Annotated in this window: 20 protein-coding genes and 3 pseudogenes; 20 read left to right on the top strand and 3 right to left on the bottom strand. The window is 60.4% G+C overall.

Annotated features, from left to right (window positions below; genetic code table 11):
• Positions 1-57 precede the first annotated feature (57 nt).
• From B5F54_RS15505 to B5F54_RS15600, 20 genes and pseudogenes are all read left to right on the top strand, one after another.
• Positions 58-354 (top strand): annotated as a pseudogene (locus B5F54_RS15505) (VirB6/TrbL-like conjugal transfer protein, CD1112 family); the annotation flags it as partial.
• A 12-nt stretch (positions 355-366) separates the two neighbouring features.
• Entirely contained in the window at positions 367-924 is a 558-nt protein-coding gene (locus B5F54_RS15510) for an MT-A70 family methyltransferase (protein ID WP_087235115.1), read from the top strand.
• Positions 925-929: 5 nt separating this feature from the next.
• Entirely contained in the window at positions 930-1,352 is a 423-nt protein-coding gene (locus B5F54_RS15515) for a PrgI family protein (RefSeq protein ID WP_087235116.1), read from the top strand.
• Positions 1,282-3,723, top strand: a complete 2,442-nt coding sequence (locus B5F54_RS15520) for a VirB4-like conjugal transfer ATPase, CD1110 family (protein WP_087235117.1) — start codon at positions 1,282-1,284, stop codon at positions 3,721-3,723. The genes B5F54_RS15515 and B5F54_RS15520 overlap by 71 nt, the downstream gene beginning before the upstream one ends.
• A 2-nt stretch (positions 3,724-3,725) precedes the next feature.
• Positions 3,726-4,487, top strand: coding sequence for a BRO family protein (locus B5F54_RS15525; protein ID WP_087235118.1), 762 nt, complete (start codon positions 3,726-3,728; stop codon positions 4,485-4,487).
• Between the two features lie 2 nt (positions 4,488-4,489).
• Complete coding sequence (locus B5F54_RS15530) at positions 4,490-5,125, top strand: hypothetical protein (RefSeq protein ID WP_087235119.1); 636 nt, start codon at positions 4,490-4,492, stop codon at positions 5,123-5,125.
• Positions 5,113-6,129, top strand: a complete 1,017-nt coding sequence (locus B5F54_RS15535; protein WP_087235120.1) for a DNA cytosine methyltransferase — start codon at positions 5,113-5,115, stop codon at positions 6,127-6,129. The genes B5F54_RS15530 and B5F54_RS15535 overlap by 13 nt, the downstream gene beginning before the upstream one ends.
• Positions 6,130-8,028 (top strand): C40 family peptidase, encoded by a 1,899-nt coding sequence (locus B5F54_RS15540; RefSeq protein WP_087235121.1) that lies wholly within the window; start codon positions 6,130-6,132, stop codon positions 8,026-8,028.
• A complete protein-coding gene (locus B5F54_RS15545; RefSeq protein WP_442856134.1) occupies positions 8,028-8,786 on the top strand; it encodes a phosphoadenosine phosphosulfate reductase in 759 nt (252 codons plus the stop codon). Before B5F54_RS15540 ends, B5F54_RS15545 begins: the two co-directional genes overlap by 1 nt.
• Positions 8,773-9,054: a DUF4315 family protein gene (locus tag B5F54_RS15550; protein WP_087235122.1), complete on the top strand. Its 282-nt coding sequence runs from the start codon at positions 8,773-8,775 to the stop codon at positions 9,052-9,054. The genes B5F54_RS15545 and B5F54_RS15550 overlap by 14 nt, the downstream gene beginning before the upstream one ends.
• A pseudogene (locus tag B5F54_RS18450) lies at positions 9,044-9,556 on the top strand (SH3 domain-containing protein); the annotation flags it as partial. The gene B5F54_RS15550 and the pseudogene B5F54_RS18450, both read left to right, overlap by 11 nt.
• Positions 9,557-9,670: 114 nt before the next feature.
• Positions 9,671-10,222, top strand: a pseudogene (locus B5F54_RS18455) (DUF4366 domain-containing protein); the annotation flags it as partial.
• Positions 10,219-12,315 (top strand): type IA DNA topoisomerase, encoded by a 2,097-nt coding sequence (locus B5F54_RS15565; protein ID WP_087235123.1) that lies wholly within the window; start codon positions 10,219-10,221, stop codon positions 12,313-12,315. The pseudogene B5F54_RS18455 and the gene B5F54_RS15565, both read left to right, overlap by 4 nt.
• Entirely contained in the window at positions 12,305-12,832 is a 528-nt protein-coding gene (locus B5F54_RS15570; RefSeq protein WP_071430332.1) for a hypothetical protein, read from the top strand. Before B5F54_RS15565 ends, B5F54_RS15570 begins: the two co-directional genes overlap by 11 nt.
• 12 nt (positions 12,833-12,844) lie before the next feature.
• Positions 12,845-14,704 carry an antirestriction protein ArdA gene (locus B5F54_RS15575; protein WP_087235124.1) on the top strand — a complete coding sequence of 620 codons (1,860 nt, stop codon included), beginning with the start codon at positions 12,845-12,847 and terminating at the stop codon, positions 14,702-14,704.
• Positions 14,701-14,883 (top strand): hypothetical protein, encoded by a 183-nt coding sequence (locus B5F54_RS15580; RefSeq protein WP_087235125.1) that lies wholly within the window; start codon positions 14,701-14,703, stop codon positions 14,881-14,883. Before B5F54_RS15575 ends, B5F54_RS15580 begins: the two co-directional genes overlap by 4 nt.
• Before the next feature lie 477 nt (positions 14,884-15,360).
• Entirely contained in the window at positions 15,361-15,876 is a 516-nt protein-coding gene (locus B5F54_RS15585) for a hypothetical protein (protein WP_071430326.1), read from the top strand.
• 12 nt (positions 15,877-15,888) lie between these two features.
• Positions 15,889-16,704: a class I SAM-dependent methyltransferase gene (locus B5F54_RS15590; RefSeq protein WP_071430324.1), complete on the top strand. Its 816-nt coding sequence runs from the start codon at positions 15,889-15,891 to the stop codon at positions 16,702-16,704.
• Between the two features lie 14 nt (positions 16,705-16,718).
• Positions 16,719-17,378 carry an L-2-amino-thiazoline-4-carboxylic acid hydrolase gene (locus tag B5F54_RS15595; RefSeq protein WP_044993466.1) on the top strand — a complete coding sequence of 220 codons (660 nt, stop codon included), beginning with the start codon at positions 16,719-16,721 and terminating at the stop codon, positions 17,376-17,378.
• 15 nt (positions 17,379-17,393) lie between these two features.
• Complete coding sequence (locus tag B5F54_RS15600) at positions 17,394-18,260, top strand: alpha/beta fold hydrolase (protein ID WP_087235126.1); 867 nt, start codon at positions 17,394-17,396, stop codon at positions 18,258-18,260.
• Positions 18,261-18,308: 48 nt separating this feature from the next.
• Here B5F54_RS15600 and B5F54_RS15605 read toward each other — a convergent pair whose 3' ends face one another.
• The 3 genes from B5F54_RS15605 to B5F54_RS15615 form a co-directional block, all read right to left on the bottom strand.
• The gene (locus B5F54_RS15605; RefSeq protein WP_071434910.1) at positions 18,309-18,644 is read right to left on the bottom strand and encodes a DUF6050 family protein; all 336 of its coding nucleotides are present in this window, start codon (positions 18,642-18,644) and stop codon (positions 18,309-18,311) included.
• Between the two features lie 92 nt (positions 18,645-18,736).
• Positions 18,737-20,086, bottom strand: a complete 1,350-nt coding sequence (locus B5F54_RS15610; protein ID WP_087235127.1) for a relaxase/mobilization nuclease domain-containing protein — start codon at positions 20,084-20,086, stop codon at positions 18,737-18,739.
• On the bottom strand, positions 20,047-20,376 hold the full coding sequence (locus B5F54_RS15615) for a plasmid mobilization protein (RefSeq protein ID WP_087235128.1): 330 nt from the start codon (positions 20,374-20,376) through the stop codon (positions 20,047-20,049). Before B5F54_RS15615 ends, B5F54_RS15610 begins: the two co-directional genes overlap by 40 nt.
• Positions 20,377-20,421: the final 45 nt, after the last annotated feature.

The raw sequence follows: 20,421 nt of genomic DNA on the forward strand, positions 1-20,421 counted from the left end.
GTGTAAGTCCGGTTCGGAGGGGAGTTCTCGGAAACCTGCCATAGCGATATGGCAAGGCGCTGGGTTCTTACCCTACTGGTGACCTCGATAGGTCCCATCCCTTTTGCCACGATGGTGAACCGGGAATGGGGCAACACGGGGCAGAACTATCTCCGCTCCCTGCTGGCCCTGGGCTTCCAGGCGTTCCTCATTATGATCTGCGTGGGCATCTACGCAGTGCTGGTGGAGGGCATCTCCCTGAGCGGCGACAACATTTCCGGCGCTATCTGGGGGTGCATGGGGTACACGGTGCTCCTGTGCTTCACCCTCTTTAAGACCGGCAGCCTCGCAAAGTCTCTATTTGGAGCGCATTAGAGGGAGGCCGGCATGGAGAAGAAATACAATGTCATCTACGCGGACCCGCCCTGGTCCTACAAGGTATGGAGCAAAAAGGGCGCGGGCCGGAGCGCGGAAAGCCATTATCCCACCATGAGCATAGAGGCCATCAAGGCGCTGCCAGTATCCCGGCTTGCGGCCGGGGACTGCGCCCTGTTCCTCTGGATCACCTTCCCCATGCTCCGTGAGGGCTGGGGCGTTATGGACGCCTGGGGCTTCACCTTCAAGACGGTGGCCTTCGTGTGGGTGAAGCAGTGCCGCAAATCGGACAACATCTTCACCGGGATGGGATACTGGACCCGCGCCAACGCGGAGATCTGCCTGCTGGCGACCCGCGGGCACCCGAAACGGGCAGCCAGGGACGTCAAGCAGGTCATCCTCTCCCATGTTGAGGAGCACAGCAAAAAGCCGGATGAGGCGCGGCGCCGGATCGAGGCCCTGATGGGAGACGTCCCCCGGATTGAGCTGTTCGCCCGGCAGGCGACTCCCGGCTGGGATGTATGGGGAAATGAAGTAGCAAGCGACATTCAGCTTGCGGAAAGGAGCTGATTTTATTGGCCTATGTAACGATCCCGAAGGACCTGAGCAAGGTACAGAGCAAGGTCCTGTTCGGGCTGACCAAACGGCAGGTGATCTGTTTCGGAGCGGCAGCAATTATCGGCGTGCCGCTTTTCTTTTTGACCAAGGGGGCACTTGGCACCACCACGGCGGCCCTGTGCATGATCCTGGTGATGCTTCCCTTCTTCCTGTTCGCCATGTACGAGAAGAACGGGCAGCCCCTGGAGGTGTTCCTCGGACATCTCATTGAAAACAAATTTATCCGCTCAAAGACGCGGATCTACCAGACCAACAACCTGTACTCCGCCCTGGTGCGGCAGTACGAATTGGAACAGGAGGTGAGAGCGATTGCAGGCAAAAACGGCAAGACCCGCAAAACCGGCAGGGGCAAGGCGCAAGCTGACCCGCGCCGATCGTAAGCAGATCGAGGCGGTGGTCCGCCAGGCCAAGGGGGACGGGAAAGCCCATACAGTGCAGGAGAGCATCCCCTTCCGCAATATGTTCCCGGACGGCCTGTGCCGGCTGGAGGGCGGGACCTTCTCCAAGACCATCGCCTTCGAGGATGTCAACTACCGCCTGGCTTCGCCGGAGGGCCAGCGGGATATATTTGAACACCTCTGCGATTTCTACAACGGCTACGACCCCACCATCGGGGTGCAGATGTCGCTCAGCAGCCGGTATGTGGAGCATGGGCCGGAGGAGGACCTGTTCGGCATCCGTCCCCAGGGTGACGACCTGGACCCTGTCCGGGAGGATGCGGCCGGGATACTCCGCTTCCAGTATGAGCGGGGCAGCAACGGCTATGTGAAAACCAAGTATGTGACCCTGACCATCGAGGCGGAGAACCTTCCGGCGGCGCGGGCGCGGTTCGCCCGTATCGAGACCGACACCCTCAACCGCTTCAAGGTCATGGGCGCCGCCGCCCATGTGCTGGACGGGAAAGAGCGGCTGGAGCTGCTTCACGGCATCCTCCACCCGGCAGACGGCCGCCGTCCGGAGGGCGGGAAGTTCGCCTTCGATTGGGACTGGCTGGCGCCCAGCGGCCTTTCGGTCAAGGACTTCATCGCCCCGTCCTCCTTCCACTTCGGGGAGACCCGCACCTTCCGCATCGGCGAGATGTACGGGGCGGTGAGCTTTTTGCAGATTACCGCCCCGGAGATCCACGACCGCATTTTGGCGGAGTTTATGGAGACCGAGGGCAACATCCTGGTAACTATGCACATCCGGGGCATCAACCAGAACGAGGCCATCAAGATGGTCAAGCGCAAGATCACGGATTTGGACGCCATGAAGATCGCGGAGCAGAAGCGGGCGGTACGCAGCGGCTACGACATGGACATCCTCCCCAGCGACCTTGCCACCTACGGCGGCGCGGCAAAGACCATCCTCCAGGATCTGCAAAGCAGGAATGAGCGAATGTTCAATCTGACCTTCCTGGTCATGCACATGGCGGAGACCAAGCAGAAGCTGGAGATTGCCGTGTCCCAGGCGGCCAGCGTGGCGCAGACCTACAACTGCCTCCTCACCCGGCTGGACTTCCAGCAGGAGGACGGACTGATGAGCAGCCTTCCCCTGGGGCTCAACCGTATCAAAATCGAGCGGAGCCTCACCACTTCGGCGCTGGCGGTGTTCGTCCCCTTCGTCACCCAGGAGCTGTTTATGGGCGGGGACGCCATGTACTACGGCCTCAACGCTTTGAGTAACAACATGATCCTTCTGGACCGCAAACAGTCCAGAAGCCCCAACGGGCTGGTGTTCGGCACGCCGGGCAGCGGCAAGTCCATGAGCTGCAAGCGGGAGATCACTTTCATCATCCTGACCACAAAAGATAATGTCATCATCTGCGACCCGGAGGACGAGTATTCGCCCCTGGTGCGCCGGCTGGGCGGGCAGGTGATCCGGCTGTCCCCGTCCAGCACCGACTATGTGAACCCCCTGGACATCAACCTGAATTATTCGGATGAGGAGAACCCCCTGGCGCTGAAAAGTGATTTTGTCCTGTCCTTCTGCGAGCTCATCATGGGGAGCAAGACGGGGCTGGAGGCCATCGAGAAAACGGTCATCGACCGGGCGGTGCAGAAGATCTACCAGCCCTACTTCGCAGACCCCAGGCCGGAGAATATGCCCATCCTGGGCGACCTGATGGAGGCGCTGCTGGCGCAGGGCATCCCGGAGGCCGACCGGGTGGCCCAGGCGCTGGATCTGTATGTGAACGGTTCGCTGAACTTCTTTAATCACCGCACTACCGTGGACATCCGCAACCGGCTGGTCTGCTTTGACATCAAGGGTCTGGGCAAAAACCTGAAAAAGCCGGGGATGCTCATTGTCCAGGATGCGGTGTGGAACACCGTCACCATCAACCGGGCCATTGGGCGCTCCACCTGGTATTTCGTGGACGAGTTCCACCTCCTGCTGAAGGAGGAGCAGACGGCGGCCTATTCGGCGGAGATCTGGAAACGGTTTAGAAAATGGGGCGGGGTGCCCACCGGGGCGACCCAGAACCCCAAGGACCTGCTCTCCTCCCCGGAGATCGAGAACATCCTGGAAAACAGCGATTTCATCTATATGCTCAACCAGGCCGCCGGCGACCGCAAGATTTTGGCGGAGCGGCTGGGCATTTCGGCGGAACAGCTTGCCTATGTGACCAATTCCGAGCCGGGCCATGGGCTGCTGTTCTTCAACAATGTGATCCTGCCCTTTGCGGACGACTTCCCAAAGGACACGGAGCTTTATAAGCTGCTTACCACCAAGCCCAGCGAGGTGGAGCACGCGGCGGAAACGGAGGCGTGAATATGAACATGGAGATATTCAGAAACAGTGAATTTGGCAGTATCCGCGTGATCGAGGAGGACGGGAAATACCTGTTCTGCGGTTCGGATGTGGCAAAGGCCCTGGGGTACAGCAATCCCCGAAAGGCTGTCCGTGACCATGCGAGGGGTGGAACGAAACGTTCCATCCCCACCGCAAGCGGTGACCAGACAATGACCTTCCTCCCGGAGGGCGACGTCTACCGCCTGATCGTTCATAGCCGGCTGCCCGGCGCGGAGCGGTTTGAGAAATGGGTGTTCGATGAGGTGCTTCCCACGATCCGCAGGACCGGGGGCTACATGACGCCCTCCCTGCTGGAGGAGGCGGCCAGGCACCCGGAGATCCTTCTCTCCTTTGCGGACCAGCTCCTGGCGGAGCATGAGAAGAACCGCCGCCTTACCGGGGAGGTGGAACGGCTGCGGCCGAAAGCGGATTTTTACGACGCCTTTGTGCGCCCCGGCAACTGCACCAATATCCGGGCCACAGCCAAGGAGCTGGGCGTGGGCGAGCGCGACTTCTGCCGCTTCCTGATGGAGGAGGGCTTCCTCTACCGCTGCCCGGCCGGATACCTTCTGCCCTACGCCAAGCCCTCCAATAAGGGGCTGTTCCAGGTGAAGGACTTCTGGAAGTACGGGCATTTCCGCCAGCAGACCCTTATCACGCCCCAGGGGAAGGACCTCCTGCGGATGATGCTCTGCGGCGGGCAGATGAGCATGGAATTTGATTTTTGTGAAAGCGAGGCGTGAATATGAAAAACAAGATTTACATTATCGACGGCAAGACCTATCTCAACCACATCAACGATGAGGTCCACCTGTACGGCCTTCTCCACCAGCTCGCCTTCCTGGCGGGCCGGATCAAGGACGAGGAGGACGTGTTCCATGTGCTGGACGCGGCGAAGCGCTACGGCGAGATCGCCGAGGAGAAATTCCAGGGCTGGGGCATCCCCGGCCGCTACCTGGTATTCGGCGACCCCAAAGACCTAAAGGACCTTATGGCAAAGGAGCTGGCGGAGGCCACCCCGGTGCCCGTGGAGGAGCCGAAGCCCAAGAAGTATAAGGATGAGTACATCATCCCCGGCTATGGCTTCCGTATGCTGGTGGGCGACATCCACCACCTGATCGTCCTCTACTATTCGCTGGCCCGCCGCCTGTCCGAGACGGAAACGGAGAAGGACTTCCTCCGGCTGAAGAAAAAGGCCGGCGGCTATGAAAAGGTGCTGAAAAAGCTCTTCCGCAGCCTGGGCCTCCCGGAGGGCAGCAATGCCGCCCAGGACGTCCTGGAGGAGTCCATCATCCGCCGCCATAACCTGGTCCGCCTGGAGGATGTGGAGGAGCCCCAGGACGAGGGAGACCTTGAAGGGGACGAGGTATGGAGCGACTGACCCATGTGAGCCTGTTCTCCGGCATCGGCGGTCTGGACCTGGCGGCGGAGGCGGCCGGGTTCGAGACCGTCTGCCAGTGTGAATGGGCGGACTACCCCTATTCCGTCCTGGAGCGGCACTGGCCGGACGTGCCGAAGTTCCGGGACATCACCACATTCACGAAGGAGGCGTTTTTTGAGAAAACAGGACTTGAAACAGTCACCATCATCTCCGGCGGCTTCCCCTGCCAGCCCTTCTCCACCGCGGGAAAGCGGAAGGGCTTTGCGGATGAACGCTACCTGTGGCCGGAAATGTGCAGAGTTATTACCGAGCTGCGGCCCCGTTGGGTGCTTGGGGAAAATGTTGCTGGCTTCATCAATATGGGGCTCGACAAAACGATTTTTGACCTGGCAAAAGCGGGATACGCTGTTCTCCCATTCGTATTTCCGGCTTGCGGCGTCGGCGCGTGGCATGAGCGCCAGCGAACTTTTATCGTCGCGGCTGATGTTTCCCACGCCCCTTGCCTCCGACAAATCCACCTGCAGGGACGCGGCAAACCTGGATGTGTACCTGTCGGACAATGGGATCTTCCGCAAGCGGAACAGGGACGGGACGATCTGGAGCCTGAGCCTTTCGGCGGCGGTGTTCTACCTGACGCCGGCGGCGTCGGAGGGCTACCGCTCCACCCTGAAACCCACGGCCTTCCAGGGCAAGTCCCCGTCCAGCAACCTGTCGGCCCAGGTGATCCACCAGGAGCAGCCCCTGTCGGAGAAGGCGGCACTGAACCCGGATTGGGTGGAATGGCTCATGGGCTTCCCGAAAGGATGGACAGCCGTATCCTCTGGCGAGAGGAACCCGCAGATGTCCCCCGCATAACTGATGACACGAAGGACCGGGCCCTGCGCCTGAAAACCCTGGGCAACGCAGTCTGCCCGCCCCAGGCCTATCCCATTTTTCACTATATCGCGGCGATTGAGACCGGGGCGTGCGCCAGCATCTGCCCCTATGGAGGAGGTGACGGATAAATGCAGGAATGGAAAGCCTCCGAGAAGGAGGCCCAGAAGATGACCCGTGACGGGGCCATTTCGGTGAACCTGGTGACCGGCGAGGCCACCCACATTTCGGACCGCCCCCAGGAACAGGACTATTCCTCTGCTGATGAAACGGCGGGGACATTGAGCCGGGCGGCGGACGAGGCGGCGGGCCATGTGGAACGGCGCCAGGCGAAAAAGGCGCGGCGCAAGCGGCGCGACACCTTCCGGGAGGGTGAGGCGGCCAGGGACCGCCCTTCCTCCCGTTTGCAGTTTTCGGAGGCAGACCGGGCGGCGCCGGAGCTGAAAAAAGCTGTCCGCAAGTCCGACAAGGCGGCGGATAAGCTGGACGCGGCAAAGGCCGCCGTCCCCGTGAAGCCTCCCGGCAAGGAGCATGGCAGCCCCTTATCCCGGCCGGTGCAGGAGGTCAAGTCTACCCTCCACGGCGAAGTGAGCAAGGTGGAGGGTGAAAACTCCGGCGTCCAGGCCGGCCACCTGGGGGAGCGGCAGATCGAGAAGGCTGTGGGCTATGGCGGCCGCCGCTTCCACCAGGCGCGGGCAGACCGCAAGCTGAAACCCTGGCGGGATGTATCAAAAGCGGAGCAGGCGGCGGTGAAAGCCAATGCGGATTTCTATTGGCAGAAATCCGTTATGGAGAACCCCCAGCTTGCGTCCAGCAATCCCATCTCCCGGCTGTGGCAGAAGAAGCGCCTGCAAAAGCAGTACGCCGCTGCCCACCGGGCAGGGACTGGCGCGGCCCAGGCCGCGGGCAAGGCGTCCCAGACCGCCGCCTCCGCAGCGAAGAAGGGCGGCGGGACCATCGCCCAGAAGCTGGGCGGCTTCGTTACCAAAAACAAGCACACCCTCCTCATCGTGGGCGGGATTGGGCTGATCCTCATGCTCATCATGGGGCTGATGCAGTCCTGCACCTCTATGTTCGGGGGCGGGACCTCCGGCCTGGTGGCGTCCTCCTATCTTTCGGAGGACGCGGACCTGACCGGGGCCGAGGCCGCCTACTGCGAGATGGAGGCGGAGCTGCAAGAGTATCTGGACACCTACGAGGCCACCCACGACTACGACGAGTACCACTTTGATCTGGACGAGATCGAGCATGACCCCTATGTGCTGCTGTCCATCCTGTCGGCGCTTCACGAGGGGGTGTTCACCCTGGACGAGGTGCAAGGGGATCTGGAAATGCTCTTTGACAAGCAGTACATCCTCACCGAGACCGTGACCACTGAAACACGGTATCGGACAGAAACGAGGACGGACAGCGAGGGCAACGAGTACGAGGTAGAGGTTCCCTACACCTGGTACATCTGCACCGTCACGCTGGAGAATTTCGACCTCTCCCATGTGCCGGTCTATATCATGGGCGAGGACCAGCTCTCCATGTACGCCGTGTATATGTCCACCCTGGGCAACCGACCGGACCTGTTCCCGTCCTCCGGGTATGTGGGCAAGTACATTGAGAACCCGCCCACGGCCTGGGACATTCCCGCCGAGTACCTGACGGATGAGCGGTTCGCCACCCTCATCACCGAGGCGGAGAAATACCTGGGATACCCTTATGTCTGGGGCGGGAGCAGCCCGGAGACCTCCTTTGACTGTTCCGGCTTCGTCAGCTATGTGCTGACCAATACCGGCCTGTGCAACACCGGGCGGCTGGGCGCCCAGGGGCTCTATAACATCTCCACGCCGGTCTCCGACCCCCAGCCGGGCGACCTGGTGTTCTTTGTGGGCACCTATGACACCAGCGGTATCTCCCATGTGGGCATCTATGTGGGCGACAATATGATGCTGCATTGCGGAGACCCGATTTCCTACACCAATTTGAATACAAATTACTGGCAGTCTCACTTTTATGCCTACGGCCGGCCGCCGTACAACTGATGGGAGGTGAAACACACATCAATATGGTTTCCTATGGGGGCGGTGTCAACAGCACCGCCCTTTTAGTCGGTCTGCACCAGCACCGTATTTCGGTAGACCTGATCCTCTTTGCGGATACCGGGGCGGAGCATCCCCACACCTATGCCTACCTGGACGTCATGGACCGCTGGCTGAAGGATCACGGGATGCCGCCCATCACCAGAGTGTACAAGACCACGCGGGACGGCAAGCGGCTGACCCTGGAGCAGGAGTGCTTGCAGAGCGGCACCCTGCCCTCTATGGCCTACGGTTTCAAGCGGTGTTCCCTGAAACACAAGATCGGGCCGCAGGAAAAGTTCTGCAATCACTATTTGCCCTGCCAAAAGGTATGGGCAGCGGGCAAGCGGGTGGTGAAATTCATCGGTTACGACGCCGGCGAGAGCTACCGCAGCGACAAGGTGCTGCTGGGCGACCTGGCCGACCCCAAGTACAGCAAGTGGTATCCCCTGATGGAATGGGGATGGGACCGGGCAGCGTGTATGCAGGCCATTGAAAATGCGGGTCTGCCCCAGCCGGGCAAATCCTCCTGCTTCTTCTGCCCCAGCATGAAACCCGACGAGATAACCGCTCTGCGGGAGCAGCATCCCGATTTGTTCCGCCGCGCCCTGGCGCTGGAGGACAACGCCCGGAAAAACCTGAAAACGGTCAAGGGCCTGGGGCGGAACTATTCCTGGAGAGAACGATTTGGAAAGGAGTTTTGCACACATGGCAACGGTTGAAAAAATCCGCAAAGACATCGAAAAGACGAAGGAGAAAATCTCCGAGCAGCAGAAGCGCCTCCGCGCCCTGGAGGCCCAGCTCACCGAGGAGGAGAACCTGGAGATCGTCCGCATGGTCAAGGCGGTGAAGATGGACAACCGGGAACTGACGGCCTTCCTGAAGGCCTACGCCAGCGGCCTCATCACCCTGCCGGAGGGCATGATGGAGGCGGAGGCCGCGGCGGACCCCGGCGAGAATGAGATGGAGGATACCGAGTATGAAGAATAAGAAGATCATCCGCCTGTTTACGGCGGCCCTGGCCGTGGCGCTCTGTGCCACGGCCTTTGCTGTCCCCGCTTTCGCCGGCGGTGGGGAGGGCGAACCCTACTACACCGAAACTGCCGGGACGGAGGCGGACCCTGCGGAGGACGCCGAGGCCCCGGAGGTCACTATCACTGATGAGGAAGATCCCGCCGGCGATGATAGCGCGGACAATAACACGGAGGCAGACGGGGACACCCTGGACCAGATCACCGAACTGCTGGGCGGCCTGGGGACTGTGACTGTCACCGAGGACGGTATCCTGTTCACCCCTGACACGGAGAAATGGGAAACCCAGCAGACCGGCACCGTGACCACCTGCGGCGGCAACCTGAATGTCCGCACCGGCGCTGGGCTGGATAACGACGCCTTCACCCAGCTTCCCGATGGGGCGCAGGTAGAAGTCATCGACACCGAGGGCGAATGGGTCAAGGTGCTTCTGCCGGAGCGGGAGGGCTATGTTCATTCCGACTACCTGACCATCACGGACACGGGCAGCTTCTCCCTCTCCCTGGACGGGACGGACCTCTCCGCCCTGCTGGAGCTGTTCGCCTCCGGCCTCTCCGGGGGCGGAGGGGCAGCCCTGACCCCGGATGGGAACCTGTCCCTCATTGACGACCTGGGCGGGACATCCTCCGGCAAGCAGTTCATCACGGTGGAGACAAAGGGCGGCAACGTGTTCTATCTCATCATCGACCGGGATGACGAGGGGGCGCAGACCGTCCACTTCCTGAACCAGGTGGACGAGGCGGACCTCCTGGCACTGATGGAGGATGGCGAGGCCCAGGAGGCGCCGGCGGTCTGCACCTGTACGGAGAAATGCCAGGCCGGGGCGGTGAACACCTCCTGCGAGGTGTGCGCGGTGAATATGGCCGAGTGCGCCGGCGCGGAGCCGGAGCCGGAACCCGAACCGGAGCCGGAGGCGGAGAAGTCCGGGGGCATGGGCGCCCTGGCGCTGGTCCTGGCGCTGGTGGTGCTGGGCGGCGGCGGAGCCTTCGCCTATATCAAGTTTATCCGTCCCAAGCAGGCGTCCAAGGTCAGCGCAGACCCGGACGACTATGATTTTGCGGATGAGGAGGAGTATATCAACGAGGACGAACCGGAACCGGAGGAAGAAATGGAGGATACGAAATGAAGCTGGTGATCTGTGAGAAACCGAGTGTTGCAAAAGCCGTCGCGTCGGCCCTGGGTGTCACATCCAGGGCCGATGGCTGTTTTGAAGGAAATGGGCTCATCGTTTCCTGGTGCGTGGGGCATCTGGTATCCCCGATGGACGCAGCCGGGTACGACCTTGGTTATAAGAAATGGAAGTATGATGACCTTCCCATCCTGCCGGAGCCCTTCCGCTATGTGCTGGCGAAGGGCAAGGAGGACGCCTTCCAGAACTTGAAGCACCTCATGGAGCGAGAGGACGTCACCGAGCTGGTCAACGCCTGCGACGCCGGGCGGGAGGGCGAGCTCATCTTCCGGCTGGTCTATGAGATGGCGGGATGCCAGAAGCCCTTCTCCCGTCTGTGGATCTCTTCCATGGAGGACGCGGCGATCCGGGAGGGCTTCCAGGACCTGCGCCCCGGCGCGGAGTATGACCCGCTGTACCAGTCCGCCCTCTGCCGCCAGAAAGCAGACTGGCTCATTGGGATCAACGCCACAAGACTTTTTTCTGTCCTCTACCACCGCACCCTGAATGTGGGGCGGGTGCAGACCCCCACCCTTGCCATGCTGGTGGACCGGGACAGCAAAATCACAATGTTCCGCAAAGAGAAATACCATCATGTGCGCCTGACCCTGGGCGGGGCCGAGGCGGTGTCGGAGAAGATCGCCGCCCCGGAGGAGGCGGAGGCCCTGAGGGCGGCCTGTGCCGGCGCGGAGGCAGTCTGCGCTTCCGTCACCCGTGAACAGAAGAAAGAGGCACCGCCCAGGCTCTACGACCTGACCACCCTCCAGCGGGAGGCCAACCGCATCTTCGGCTACACGGCGAAACAGACGCTGGACTACGCACAATCCCTCTATGAGAAAAAGCTGCTGACCTATCCCCGGACGGACAGTCGGTTTTTGACCGCCGACATGGCGGAGACCGCTTCGGTGGTCCTCCACCTGGCGGCCAAGGTACCGCCCTTTGACGGGTGCGGGGAGTTCTTCCCGGATGTGTCCTTGCTGGTAAATGACAAGAAGGTGTCCGACCACCACGCCATCATCCCCACGCTGGAGCTGGAGAAGGCGGACCTGTCCGAACTGCCCGTGGGTGAGCGCAATATCCTTCTGTTGGTGTGCCGGGAGCTGCTGTGCGCGGTTGCGGAGCCCTATGTGTACGAGGCGGTGACGGCGACCTTTACCTGCGGCGGGCAGACCTTCACCGCCAAGGGGCGGCGCATCCTCTCCGAGGGCTGGCGTGAGATCGACCACATTTTCCGCGTTTCCCTGAAGGAGCAGCCGGAGGGCGAGGCGGAACCCGCCGCTCTGCCGGACTTCACCGAGGGTCAACTTTTTGACCAGGTGGAGGCCGCTGTCACCGAACACTTCACCGCCCCGCCCAAGGCGTACACGGAGGACACCCTCCTGGCGGCGATGGAGACTGCCGGGAAAGAGGAGATGCCGGAGGACGCCGAGCGCAAGGGCCTGGGCACCCCGGCCACCAGGGCGGCGATCCTGGAAAAGCTGGTGGCGGCCGGGTTTGTGGAGCGCAAAGGGAAAAGTCTCATCCCTACCAAGGCGGGGATTAACCTGGTCACCGTCCTGCCGGATACTTTGACCTCTCCCATGCTCACGGCGGAGTGGGAGCAGAAGCTGACCGCCATCGCCAGGGGTGAGGGCGATCCCGCCGCTTTCATGGCGGGGATCTCTGACATGGCGCGGGAGCTGGTGAAAACCTATTCCCACATCTCCGAGGAGGGCCAGAAGCTGTTTGCCCCGGAGCGGGAGGCCGTGGGCCTCTGTCCCCGCTGCGGCAAGCCGGTCTATGAGGGCAGGAAGAACTTTTACTGCTCCGACCGCTCCTGCCGCTTCGTGCTGTGGAAGGACGACCGTTTCTGGACCTCCCGCAAGAAGGAGCTGACAAAGAAGATGGCCGCCGACCTTTTGAAGAAGGGCCGCACCTCCGTCAAGGGGATGTGGTCTGAAAAGAAGGGCGCCGCCTATGACGCGGTGGTGGTGCTGGACGATACCGGCGAGAAGTATGTCCGCTTCAAATTGGAGTTACCCAAACGGAAGGAGGGCGTGAATGGCAGATAAAGCAATCCCGGATATTTCCCTGGGCGGCGCTGAACAGAACATGAGCCGGGAGGAGCTGGCGGCGGTAGCGAAAGCCGTTGCCGCCCTATCCCAGGAGGACCGGGATCTTCTGGCTGCTGTCCAGGAGTCCCCCTATCGGCTGACCACGGCGGAGCAGTTCCTGGAATTTGAGAAAAATGTGGACTGCTTCGTGCTGGAGCCCCATGTTCGGACCCTGGAGGACCTGGGCTGGGAGTACCTGGAGGAGAAACTGACCATCGGCCTGACGGACGACCTCCGGGCCGCCATTGACCCCGCCCCCTTCGGCCGGCGCGCCCTGGAGGAGGACCGGGGGTGCTTCACCAGCCGGGGGTATCTGTTCCCCACGGATGACCCATGGCAGCACGACCGCCCCCAGGCGAAGCAGGCGGACCGCAAGCCCTCCATCAAGGAGCGGCTGGAACAGAGCAAACAGGAGTGCAGGAACAAAAATAAGGCCCAGGCGCCCCGCAAGGGGAAGTCTGAGCCGGAGCTGTAAGGAGGTGCGTATATGCCCCATTATGAATATGACAAGGATTATCCCTTTGCCGCCTTCATCACCAACCTGGGCAAGTACAACGAGGGCGACCTGGTGGGCGAATGGGTGAAGTTCCCCACCACGCCAGAGGAGATGCAGAAGGTATTTGAACGGATCGGCATTGGGCAGAAGGATGACTTCGGCCAGCCCTATGAGGAGTGGTTCATCACTGACTATGACTGCTATGTGGACGGCCTCTACGACAAGCTGGGCGAGTATGAGAACCTGGACGAGCTCAACTACCTGGCCTCCAAACTGGACGAGATGAGCCAGGGCGAGTACGAACAGTTCCAGGCGGCGATGGAGATCGGCGACCATTCGGGCAGCTTGCAGGAGATCATCAACCTGACCGAGAACCTAGACTGCTACGACATTTACCCCGACATCCACGACCACGACGACCTGGGCCGGTATTACATCGAGGAGCTGGACGCCATGCAGGTGCCGGAGCACCTGCGGAACTACATCGACTATGAGGCCTACGGCCGGGACGTCGCCCTGGAGGAGGGCGGCGAGTTCACCGACCTGGGGTATGTGCGGGACACCGGGAGCAGCTTCCATGAGTATTACGATGGGGAGCATGGCAGCATCCCGGAGGAATACCGGGTGATGACCTTCCAGGACGCGGAGGAGCTGACCGAGGAGGAAAAATCCGAATGGGCGATGGACATCGCCTACGATATGGACGAGTTCTTCCGCCAGCACGACCCGCAGTATGCCGCCGAGCACCCGGAGGAGCACGCGGCCAAGGAGGAGATCTACGAAAATCTGATGGCCGGCCGCATTTCCGCCCTGGATGAGAAGCTGGCCGCCCTGGGGCAGACCCAGGAGGACTATCTCCCTTCGGAGATTGAGAAATTCAAAGACGCCACCGGCTATGAGGAATTTCTTGACTTTGATCCGGCTGTAATCAAAGCGGCATTGGAGGACCCGGACAAGTCCCATGTGGACGAGATGCTGGCCTTTGCGGAGCAGGCGGGCCGGGAGTATGAGGCGGAGCTGGCCGGACAGACCCCGGCGCCCTCCCCGGATGACCGGGAGACCGGCGAAACGGTGCGGACTCCCAGGGGCACCTTCTATGTGACGGATATGAGCCGGGAGCAGATGGAGGCGGCCGGGTACGGCTTCCACCATCAGTCTGACGATGGGAAGTACCTCATCATGGGCAACGGTTCCCGTTCCTTCGCTATCCGCAGCGAGGAGGCCCAGGAACATATCACCCCGGAGAAGATGACCGTCCTGGTGGTGGAGCCTATGAAGGAACCCTATGTGAAGGAGATCGCCCCCGGCCTCCATTCGTTACAGGCGGAGGTGGGCGGCGACATTGCCACCGCCTATCCCTTCTCCGACCCGGTGGGGCTGGTCTGCAACGATGAGGGCAAGCTCATCGGCCTGGAGCTGAACCGGGGCCTGCGGGATGAGCATGGAGAGATTTACGACATCATGGCCGGCACCTTCCTGGTGGTGGGGCTGAGTGAGGACAGCTTCACCTCCCTGACCCCGGAGCAGGTGCAGAAGTACACGGAGCACTTCAAGCAGCCGGAGCAGTTCATTAGCCTGAACGGGCAGATCATCGCCCTGCCAGCGGAGCCGGAGAACCCGCTCCGCACCGCCGAGATGACCCTGGAGGACGACTACGGGATGATCGACGGGGTGCTGAACAACGGCCGCAGGGGTGAGGAACTGGAGAAGGCCCAGGGTGAGGCGCGCAGGACCACGCCGGAGAAAAAGCCCTCCATCCGGGAGCGGCTGGCGGAGGCCAAACGGGAGTGCGGCGAGCGCAAGCCCCCGGACAAGGTTCAGCAGAAGAAGCCCCCGGAGCATGACCTGTGAGCCGGAGCAAAAAGTGGCGGCTGGAATGGTCCTTCTTCCTGGGGGAGAACGGCCGCCGCAGGTACAACAAGATCTGCAAGGGCTGTGTCCATCCCTGCAAGCAGAGTTTCCGGGCAGTCCTCATCGCCTGTCCCCATTACCAGTCCGCACGCGCGAAAAAGTGTGCAGATAGGGGTTGAAAATGGGCTGAAAAATCGTCTGTGGCAGCTTTTCCGGGAGCCGCCCTTATGATTTCCCATGCGGGCTTCTCCCTCTGATTTGAGGGGTGCAAAGAGGCTGTTTTGAACGCTTTTCCATAACAGAGCGGGAGCGCCGCCTTCGGTTTGGGCCGAGGGTGACGCTCCCGTTTCTTTTTTTGTTCTCTTTTTTCTCTTTCCATCAGGATCGGACAGGAAGGATATTCGCCGTAGTAGGCGCTGTGGGAATGTGCGTAAACGGTCATGCTTGCGGAGCTGTGGGAAAGCCGGCGGCTTTTCCATCGGGCCGTGAATATCTGCTTTCCATCGGCGGAGCGGCCGTTTTCCACATTTCCATAGTGCAAAATCGCAGGATGGCATCAATGGTGCATTGCTTTTTCATGCGGGATAAGATATACTGAACATATAGGTTAGTTATTGCTAACCTATTGATTTGCTTACAAGTGAAAGGGGATGTATATGAACTGGACGCGCACCATCCTGGACGGGCTCGCCATGGCGGCCTATTTTAACCTGTTCGCCGCGGCGGTGGCACTGTATAAGCCCCGGTTGATGTTTCCCTGCTATCCGCCCGCCATCATCAAGGCGGCAAAAGATCCGCCGACAAAGGCCGAAAACCGTTTTTACCGGCTTTGGATCTGCTTCGGGGAGTGGCTGCCCCTCCTTCTCTATGGTGCGGTCAGCACTGTGGAGGGCGGGACAACCGGATTCTGGCGTCTATCCCTGATGGGATACATCCAGTGGATGATGATCAACATAGGCGATCTTCTTTTTCTGGATGTGTGGCTGATCCAGAAAAAAGCGAAAGACCGTTTTGTGATCCCTGGTACAGAGGGACATCCCGGCTATGAGTTCACAGACTGGATGAAGGGCTATGCGCTGCCAGAGCACCTGCTCCAATGGCCGCTGCTGCTGTGCCCGCTCATGGCGGCGGCTCAGGCGGGATTGGGGCTGTTATTGCAAAAGATAGGATAGGAGATGGTTCAAATGAAACAACATCAAAAGCAACAAAAAATAATCCGACTCGGCACCCACGGCGAGGACTACGGAAGCTGGATGTCTAACCCGGTTTTTTACATGATCGGTGGGCTGTTGACCCTGTCGGCGGTGCTGGCAGCGATATCCTTTTCCATGTTTCATATTGCCGCGCTCGGCATCCTGTTCTCTGTTGCCGCAGCGGCGCTGCTTGCCCTGCTGATCTGGTGTGCATGGATACGGAAACAGTACGCTTTCGGCGGCGGAGGAATGATGGAGCGGGTCCATCAGGTCGTCCTCTCCCATCTGGATTTTGACGGGCAGGGACAACTTCTGGAGGTTGGATGCGGCTCCGGCGCACTGAGCATACGGGCGGCTCTCACCTGGCCGGACGCCCAAATCACCGGCATGGACTATTGGGGTGTGGCCTACGGCTATGGTCAGGCCATGTGCGAGAAAAATGCCGAGAGCGAGGGCGTCGGCTTCAGGTGTGCGTTCCGGCACGGGGATGCCAACAAGCTGGATTTCCCTGATGAGAGTTTCGACGCCGTGGTGAGCAACTATGTCTACCACAATGTAATGGGTGCGGACAAGCAGGCTCTGCTGTTGGAGACCCTGCGGGTGCTGAAAAAGGGCGGCGTCTTTGCGCTCAACGATGACATGAAGCCAAAAAAGTACGGGGACATGGATGCCTTTGTCCAAAAGCTGCGGGACATGGGCTATGAGGACGTGCGCCTCATCGACACCGCCCAGGAGGCTTTCGGTTCCCGCCGGCGGGCGGCCATGATGATGCTGGGCGACTCCCGGATGCTGGCGGGGCGGAAGTAAGACGGAGGTTTGTCATGAACTATACATATTGTGAAAGGCTGATGTGGGTTGCCATCGCTCCTGCCGCATTTCGGTATCTGGCAAGGCAGGAGTTGGGATGGGATATTTCTGCGTTGAAGCAGCTCTCTAAGCAGATTTACCGGCAAATGGTATCCCGTACCCCGGATATTGGCTCCATGATGGAAAACCCGTTGCGGGTCTGCCTGACTGGTGGAATTCTATGGCTGTCTATCTATAAGGCGGCAGAAGAAAAAATGAGTGAAAAGTGCTTTGAGGGCATGGTAAGTGCCAGTATGCGTTCTCCTCTGGTTGTGACCGCCTTCCGGGGCAAAGCCAAGACTGCATTTACATTGAAGGCTCAATATAAGCGAGCAGCGACTGCATCTTTGGCGGATGCAGATAGGAACCCCTTTCAGTGGAATGCCGAGGTCATCTTCGGCCGGGATGCAGAGGAATATACGATCCTTTACCACCAGTGCGGTCTGTGTGCCCTGGGCCGACAGGAGGGCCTTCCTCATCTGGTTCCCTATCTATGCGCTCTGGACACGATGTCCGTCGACTGGATGGGTGGGCGGCTCTACCGTACCAAAACGCTGGCTGCCGGCGGTGACTGCTGTGACTTTTATATCTGCAAAAAGGGTTCCCGTTGGGACAAAGAACGGCAGGGAAAATAGAAAAAGGGAGATTTGATGACGCTTGCAGAATTTCGCCGGACTTATCCCGCCGCCACCTTCACGGTCAGCAGCGGGAAACTCTTTACCTATCGCTACTATCAAAATCCCCAGGCCAAAGCCACGCTGGTCCTGCTCACGGGCGGCATTGGGCTGTCCGACCTGTTTTATAAGCACTTTGCCCGGTTCGCCAGGGATTTTTCGGTGCTGACCTTTGACTATCAGCTCCAGTTCGGGGACAACGGCGAGTTTGCCGATGCCGTGGCTGAACTACTCCGCCACCTGAAGGAAAAGGTCTGGCTGGTGGGACAGTCCCTGGGCGGCGTAGTGGCCCAGGTCATCGCCTCCCGCCACCCGGAAGTGGTGGAGGGGCTGGTCCTCTCCAACACCTGCTCGCTGTCCGGCAACATGAGCAAGGCCGGGTATCAGGATCTGATGAAGATAATCGAAAGCCAGCGGAAGTTCAAAAAATGGCTTGCCTTCCTGCCGTTTCCGCTCATCAAGCGGATGATGAGATGGGCGGTGATGAAAAAGAAAACCGATGGCTTTACAGCCCAGGAAAAGGCCGCTATGGAGGAACTGTGCGGCGCTATGATGGAACTGCTCACCAAGCCCTATGAACAGCACATGATTGACTTTCTCTGTGACGCAGAACACTACTTTGGCATGACCCGCAATGATTTTGCCCCGTGGGAGGGGCGGGTGCTGCTGATTTTGTCCGAGGACGACACCACCTTCACCCCGGCCTGCCGGGAGGACCTGATCGCCCTGATGCCAAGTCCCACGGTGGTCACCGACCTGACCGGCGGCCACCTGGCGCTGATGGTGCGGCTGGAACAGTATGCGGATCTGGTAACAAAATTTATTCTGGAGCGGACACCATGAGGAGAGCCGGCTGGTCAATGCCAGCCGGCTCTCTATCATTTGTCCATCTCAATATCCTACGATCAGGCGGTAGATGGTGAGGGGCACATACCATGCCGCCACCAGCAGGCGCCACACCAGGACGAAGCCGCCGATGATGCCGCCGATCACGAAGTTCAGAACAAACAGGGCGGCGCCGCCGCCCAGGGAGCCGCCGCCCGGCACGATCCACACGCACATCCGATGGATGCCGAAGGGCAGGCCGCAGAGTATCCAGAGCCAGAGAAGATCCAGCTCTCCATTCCTGATGCAGGCGGATTTGAAAATGCAGTACAGCAGCCCGGCGATGGCGACGGGCAAAACTGCCTTCTTGAAAAATTCCTTAACGGCCTCTGTTCTCGTCATTGGCAGCACCTCCATTCCTGCCTCCATTATACAGATAAAATCAGACCGCGCCCAGGGGCTTTTGAAAAGTCCGGCAAAGCGCACAACCGCCTCTATTCCAGTTCGTTGCTCCGCTGTCTCTGCGGTTCGGCCTCCCTCGGTTTTTCCAGCAGGGCCTCCACATTCTGGCGGAGGGTATCGTACTCCCGCTCCTCCCGCTGGGCCTTCCGATATTCCGATTGCAGGGCGGTCCGCCTGGCGGTGAGCTCGTCCATCTCGGCCCGGAGCCGTTTGGTGGCGGGCAGGGGTACAGCGTCCAGGCGTTTCAGCTCTCTTGCCGCCGCCTCAAACAGGATGATTTCGCCCTCATGCCCCCGGAGGAACTTCTCCTTGTCCCTGGACTGGCGGTATTCCTCATACAGGGGACGGAGCTGGCGATAGGTGGCGGCGTGCTTCATAGTGAGGGTCAGCCGCTCCATTTCTTTCTTCGTTGCCCGGAGGTCCGCCTTCACCCTGGCGGTGGCGGCCGCCGCCCCGTCGCACCGCTCGGACAGGTCCTCCAAACTTCCGATGCCATGCTCCGTCAGGAAGTTCAGTGTTTCCGCCGCCCGCTTCAAGTTCTCGATGGTTGCCCAATGCTTGTAACCGGCGCTCTGTTGGGCCTTGATATTGTTCTGGATGTCGATGAGCAGGCTGGGCTTCCCGGTGCGCTGCTTCGGCTGGCGGGAGGGGCTGGGCCTGCCGGCGATCCGGGCGGTCAGGGCCTCCTCGGCGTAGTCGGCGCCCAGGGCCTTCAATCGGGTGAACCGCTCCTGGCCCGGTGCCCTGGCGGAGATGTACTTGCCCCGTTTCAGTTCGTACCCTTCCCGCTGAAGGCGGCGGAGCAAGTCCTCCAGGCCGGCGCAGCCGGGCAGGAGCCGGTCGATGGCGGAGCGCAGCTTCGCCTTGTAGCTGGTGCCGTTCTGTTCCGCCTGGTGTTCGATGTAGCTCTTGCCCTTGTCCCGGCCTGGGACGATGACGGACAGGCCATGTTCTTTGCAGATCCGGTCACTGGTGCGGCGGATGAAGTGATAGCTCCGCTTATTGGAGTGATAGTGCTTGTGGTCCTGAAAGCTGACCGCATTGAAAATCAGGTGGTTATGGACGTGATCCCTGTCTATGTGGGTGGTAAGGACAAATTCATATTTGCCGCCCAGGACCTCCCGCGCCAGCTCCATGCCGATCCGGTGGGCCTCCTCCGGCGTGACCTCCCCAGGTTCAAACGCCTGGATGAGATGTCGGCCCAGGTTCGTGCCCTTGTCGATGGCATGGCGGCGGGTCCAGGCAAATTCGATGTCGGCGGTCTCGGCGGAGCAGCCGAAGGAGGACACCAGCAGTTTCCCATCTGTCTTATCGGGATTGCAGATATAGTCAATGGCCGCTTTCAGCGTTGACTTAATAGGATGCGTCTTTGTAACTGCCATATCTGCTCCATCCTCTCCCGGATCTCCTCCATGTCGGCCTGGTAGGCCGGACCGCCGACGTTCAACCGCTTGGCGATCTGGTTGATGTTCCGGCCGATGGCGGAGAGGGCGCGGGTCATCTCCTTGATGTCGGTGGTGTCCACCTGGATGATGTACCCATCAATCGCCATTTTGCGGAGATAGGCGCCGCTCCGCTTTGTGTGGAGCTGGGCCATTTTCTCCTCAATGAGCCGCTTTTCCTCCTCTGTCACCCAAAACTTCATCTGGATATTCCGCTTTCGGTTTGCCATGCTGCGCCGCCTCCGTTTCTATAAGGGTCTGGGACTATCCCAGCA

It is taken from the genome of Anaeromassilibacillus sp. An250, from assembly GCF_002159845.1.
Lineage (GTDB): Bacteria > Bacillota > Clostridia > Oscillospirales > Acutalibacteraceae > Anaeromassilibacillus > Anaeromassilibacillus stercoravium.

Coding starts and splice junctions, on each gene's coding strand:
- B5F54_RS15595 (WP_044993466.1), top strand. CDS start 16,719: ATGAACTATACATATTGTGAAAGGCTGATGTGGGTTGCCATCGCTCCT.
- B5F54_RS15615 (WP_087235128.1), bottom strand. CDS start 20,376: ATGGCAAACCGAAAGCGGAATATCCAGATGAAGTTTTGGGTGACAGAG.
- B5F54_RS15540 (WP_087235121.1), top strand. CDS start 6,130: ATGCAGGAATGGAAAGCCTCCGAGAAGGAGGCCCAGAAGATGACCCGT.
- B5F54_RS15525 (WP_087235118.1), top strand. CDS start 3,726: ATGAACATGGAGATATTCAGAAACAGTGAATTTGGCAGTATCCGCGTG.
- B5F54_RS15570 (WP_071430332.1), top strand. CDS start 12,305: ATGGCAGATAAAGCAATCCCGGATATTTCCCTGGGCGGCGCTGAACAG.
- B5F54_RS15545 (WP_442856134.1), top strand. CDS start 8,028: ATGGGAGGTGAAACACACATCAATATGGTTTCCTATGGGGGCGGTGTC.
- B5F54_RS15590 (WP_071430324.1), top strand. CDS start 15,889: ATGAAACAACATCAAAAGCAACAAAAAATAATCCGACTCGGCACCCAC.
- B5F54_RS15535 (WP_087235120.1), top strand. CDS start 5,113: ATGGAGCGACTGACCCATGTGAGCCTGTTCTCCGGCATCGGCGGTCTG.
- B5F54_RS15550 (WP_087235122.1), top strand. CDS start 8,773: ATGGCAACGGTTGAAAAAATCCGCAAAGACATCGAAAAGACGAAGGAG.
- B5F54_RS15600 (WP_087235126.1), top strand. CDS start 17,394: ATGACGCTTGCAGAATTTCGCCGGACTTATCCCGCCGCCACCTTCACG.
- B5F54_RS15585 (WP_071430326.1), top strand. CDS start 15,361: ATGAACTGGACGCGCACCATCCTGGACGGGCTCGCCATGGCGGCCTAT.
- B5F54_RS15575 (WP_087235124.1), top strand. CDS start 12,845: ATGCCCCATTATGAATATGACAAGGATTATCCCTTTGCCGCCTTCATC.
- B5F54_RS15605 (WP_071434910.1), bottom strand. CDS start 18,644: ATGACGAGAACAGAGGCCGTTAAGGAATTTTTCAAGAAGGCAGTTTTG.
- B5F54_RS15530 (WP_087235119.1), top strand. CDS start 4,490: ATGAAAAACAAGATTTACATTATCGACGGCAAGACCTATCTCAACCAC.
- B5F54_RS15610 (WP_087235127.1), bottom strand. CDS start 20,086: ATGGCAGTTACAAAGACGCATCCTATTAAGTCAACGCTGAAAGCGGCC.
- B5F54_RS15510 (WP_087235115.1), top strand. CDS start 367: ATGGAGAAGAAATACAATGTCATCTACGCGGACCCGCCCTGGTCCTAC.
- B5F54_RS15565 (WP_087235123.1), top strand. CDS start 10,219: ATGAAGCTGGTGATCTGTGAGAAACCGAGTGTTGCAAAAGCCGTCGCG.